Source organism: Micrococcus sp. LASM2_SD2 (assembly GCF_057364565.1).
On sequence record NZ_JBNFOB010000208.1, the window covers coordinates 1 to 4,069 of the forward strand.

The following is a 4,069-nucleotide window of genomic DNA, read 5'->3' on the forward strand; positions in this document are numbered from 1 at the left end:
CCGTGACCCCGGGCCGTGCCGGTCCGGGGGAGCCGACGCGCGCCGCACGCTCAGGCCTCCTCGGCGGGGGCCAGCTCGATGTCCGTGACCTCGAGCTCGCCGTCGGCCTCGGTGAGGGTCAGCTGGGCGATGTTGCCGGCGGCCTTGAGGTCCGCCAGGCCGCCGCGGAGCTTCTCGAGCCACTCGGCCGGGCCGGTGACCACGGCGGAGCGGACCTCGGACCGCTGCTTCACCTTGGCCTCGGACTTGGCCTTGCGGACGCCGCCCAGGACCTGGGCCACGGTGGTCAGGACCTCGGCGTCGCCGGCGGAGGCGGCGGAGGACAGGGCCGCCACCTCGTCCGCGGCGCCCGGCCACGCGGCGGTGTGCACGGAGCCGGCACGCCACCAGCTCCACACCTCCTCCGTGGCGAACGGCTGGAACGGGGCCAGCAGGCGCAGCAGCGCGTCCAGGGTGGTGGCCAGCGCGGTCACCACGGAGGCCTGCTCCGCGTCGCCCTGGCCGCCGTAGGCGCGGTCCTTCACCAGCTCCACGTAGTCGTCCGTGAAGGCCCAGAAGAACTGCTCGGTGACGTTGAGGGCACGGGCGTAGTCGTAGGCCTCGAACGCGCGGGTCGCCTGCTCCACGGTGGCCGCGAGGCGGGCCAGCAGGGAGGCGTCCAGCGGGTTGGTGACGGCCGCGGCGTCCTCGGCGGAGCGGATCACCGAGGACTCGGTGGCGCCCAGGTTCAGCACGAACTTGGAGGCGTTGAGCAGCTTGATGGCCAGGCGGCGGCCGATCTTCATCTGCGCCACCTCGTAGGCGGTGTCCGCACCGAGGCGGGCCGAGGCGGCCCAGTAGCGCACCGCGTCCGAGCCGAACTGGTCCAGGATGTCGGTCGGGACCACCACGTTGCCCTTGGACTTGGACATCTTCTTGCGGTCCGGGTCCAGGATCCAGCCGGAGAGCGCGGTGTCCGTCCACGGCACGGAGCCGTTGAGGGCGTGGGCGCGCACCACGGTGGAGAACAGCCAGGTGCGGATGATGTCGTGGCCCTGCGGACGCAGGTCGAAGGGGAACACGTTCTGGAAGAACTGCTCGTCCCGGGACCAGCGGCCCACGATCTGCGGGGTCAGCGAGGAGGTCGCCCAGGTGTCCAGGACGTCCGGGTCGCCGGTGAAGCCGCCGGGGACGTCGCGCTGGTCCTCGGCGAAGCCCGGGGCCGCCTCCGCAGCCGGGTCCACCGGGAGGGCGTCGTCGGCCGGGAGGATCGGGTTCTCGTAGTCCGGTTCGCCTTCGGCGTCCAGCGGGTACCAGACGGGGATCGGCACGCCGAAGAAGCGCTGGCGGGAGACGAGCCAGTCGCCGTTGAGGCCCTCGACCCAGTTCTCGTAGCGGTGGCGCATGTGCTCCGGGTGCCAGGACAGCTCGCGGCCGCGCTCGATGAGCTCGGCACGGCGGTCCGCGTCACGGCCGCCGTTGCGGATGTACCACTGGCGGGAGGTGACGACCTCGAGGGGCTTGTCGCCCTTCTCGTAGAAGTTCACGGCGTGCATGATCTTCTTCGGTTCGCCGTCCAGCAGCCCGGCCTCCGTGAGGGCGTCGACCACGCCCTGCTTCGCGGAGAACACGGTCTTGCCGGCCACGGTGCCCGCGTAGGCCTGGCGACCGGCGTCCGTGTTGATCCACTCGGGGGTGTCCTGGGCGAAGCGGCCGTCGCGGCCGATCAGGGTGCGGGTCGGCAGCTGCAGCTCGCGCCACCAGGTGACGTCGTTGAGGTCGCCGAAGGTGCAGACCATCGCGATGCCGGAGCCCTTGTCCTGCTTGGCCAGCGGGTGCGGGAAGACCTCGACCTCCACGCCGTACAGCGGCGAGGTGACGGTCGTGCCGAACAGGTGCTGATAGCGCTCGTCGTCCGGGTGGGCGACCAGGCCGGAGCAGGAGGCCAGCAGCTCGGGGCGGGTGGTCTCGATGAAGACCTGCTCGCCGTCGTCGGCGGTGAATGCATAGCGGTGGTAGGCGCCGGGGACCTCGCGGTCCTCGAGCTCGGCCTGGGCCACCGCGGTGCGGAAGGTGACGTCCCACATGGTGGGGGCCTCGGACATGTAGGCGTCGCCGGAGGCGATGCCGGCCAGGAAGGCGCGCTGGGAGACGGCGCGGGAGACGTCGTCGATGGTCCGGTAGGTCATGTCCCAGTCCACGGACAGGCCGAGGCGGGTGAAGAGGTCCTCGAAGACCTTCTCGTCCTCGACGGCGAGCTCCTCGCACAGCTCGATGAAGTTCCTGCGGGAGACCACGTCCCAGTCGCGCTGGTTCTTCGCGGGCTTCTCCGGCGGACGGCAGCCCTCGACGTACGGCTTGGACGGGTCGCAGCGGACGCCGTAGTAGTTCTGCACGCGGCGCTCGGTGGGCAGGCCGTTGTCGTCCCAGCCCATCGGGTAGAAGACGTTCTTGCCGTTCATGCGCTGATAGCGGGCCAGCACGTCGGTCTGGGTGTAGGAGAAGACGTGGCCCACGTGCAGGGAGCCGGAGGCGGTCGGCGGGGGAGTGTCGATGGAGTAGACCTGCTCGCGCGTGGTCTCCGCATCGAACGCGTAGGTGCGCTCGGCGGCCCAGCGGGCGGTCAGCTTCTCCTCGAGGCCCTCGAGGGCGGGGCGGTCCGGGACCGAGACGGCACGGGTCTCGGTGGACGCGGCGGTGGACTCGTTGACGGGCGTGTCTGTGCCCGGGGTCTTGTCAGCCATACCGCCCATCTTTTCATGGCACACCGCTTCCCGACGGCGGCGCCTCGCCCTGGCCGGGCGGCTCACCCCGCGTAGGCTGTGGCCATGACCACAGTCCACGAGTCCCGGGAGTCCTCCGTGCACGAGTCCACAGCGCAGCAGTCCTCGCCCTCCACCGCCCGCGGCGCCGTCGTCTCCGGCGCGACCACCGGCATCGGCCGTGCCACCGCCCTCGAGATGGCCCGGAGGGGCTGGCGGGTCTACGCCGTGGGCCGCCGTGCCGAGCGCCTGGAGGCGTTGCAGGCGCAGGGAGTCGAGGAGAACGTGCCGGGCATGCTGATCCCGTGCGCGCTGGACGTGACCGACGCGGACGCCGTGGCCCGCCTCGTGGAGCAGGTGACCCAGGACGGCGGCGTGGACACCCTGGTGAACATCGCCGGCGGTGCCCGGGGGACTGACTTCGTGGGCGAGGGCGACATGGAGCAGTGGGAGTGGATGTACCGGGTCAACGTGCTCGGCACCCTGACCATGTGCAAGGCGGTCCTGCCGATGCTGCGCGCCCACGGCGAGGGCACCGTCCTGAACCTGACCTCCACGGCGGCGATGACCCCGTATGAGGGCGGCGCCGGGTACAACGCGGCGAAGATGGGCCAGCACGGGCTCACCGGCGCCCTGCGCCTGGAGGAGGCCGAGCACAACGTGCGCGTGATCGAGGTGCTGCCGGGCATGGTGCACACCGAGGAGTTCTCCCTCATGCGCCTCGGCGGAGACCAGGCGGCCGCGGACAAGGTCTACGCCGGCGTCGAGAAGCCGCTCACCGCCGAGGACGTCGCCGAGGTCTGCGTCCACGCCGTGGAGCTGCCGCACCACGTGAATCTGGACCAGATCGTGCTGCGCCCGGTGGCCCAGGCCGCCCAGCACAAGGTGATCCGCAAGGGCTGAGGGCCCCGAAGGTCAGGGCCTCGATCCGCTCCGGAGCGTGTGGTTCGGGTTCCCTCGGTGCCTTCGATCCGATCGGGAGTACGCGAGACGCGCGTCGGATCCGATCGAGTGCTTCGGATTTCAGAGGTCGCTGATTCTGACGCGCTCGATCCGATCCAGAGCGTGCGAGGCGCGCGCCGGAACGGATCGACGTGCGTGGCACGCGACGTAGGACGAGTGACGACGAGACGGGGAGGACAGCACATGAGCGGGCAGCAGACGAAGGCCGGAGGAGCGGCAGGCGGGAACGGTCCGGAGCAGGGGACGCGCATGGCATCCCGGGCCGTGGGTCCCGCGGGCGGCGCCCAGAGCGCCCGGAGCGTCCCGATGACTGACGGCGACGCCGGCAGCCCCACCATCGGGCGCTGGCTGGGCCCGGGGCGTCC

At 71.4% G+C, this 4,069-nt stretch carries 2 protein-coding genes; one reads left to right on the forward strand and one right to left on the reverse strand.

Annotation, left to right across the window (positions count from 1 at the left end):
* Positions 1-50 precede the first annotated feature (50 nt).
* Positions 51-2,723, reverse strand: a complete 2,673-nt coding sequence (gene valS, locus AC2W7A_RS10015) for a valine--tRNA ligase (protein ID WP_485991229.1) — start codon at positions 2,721-2,723, stop codon at positions 51-53.
* An 84-nt stretch (positions 2,724-2,807) separates the two neighbouring features.
* Between valS and AC2W7A_RS10020 the strand changes: the two genes are divergently transcribed.
* Positions 2,808-3,644: an SDR family oxidoreductase gene (locus AC2W7A_RS10020; RefSeq protein ID WP_485991230.1), complete on the forward strand. Its 837-nt coding sequence runs from the start codon at positions 2,808-2,810 to the stop codon at positions 3,642-3,644.
* Positions 3,645-4,069 lie beyond the last annotated feature (425 nt).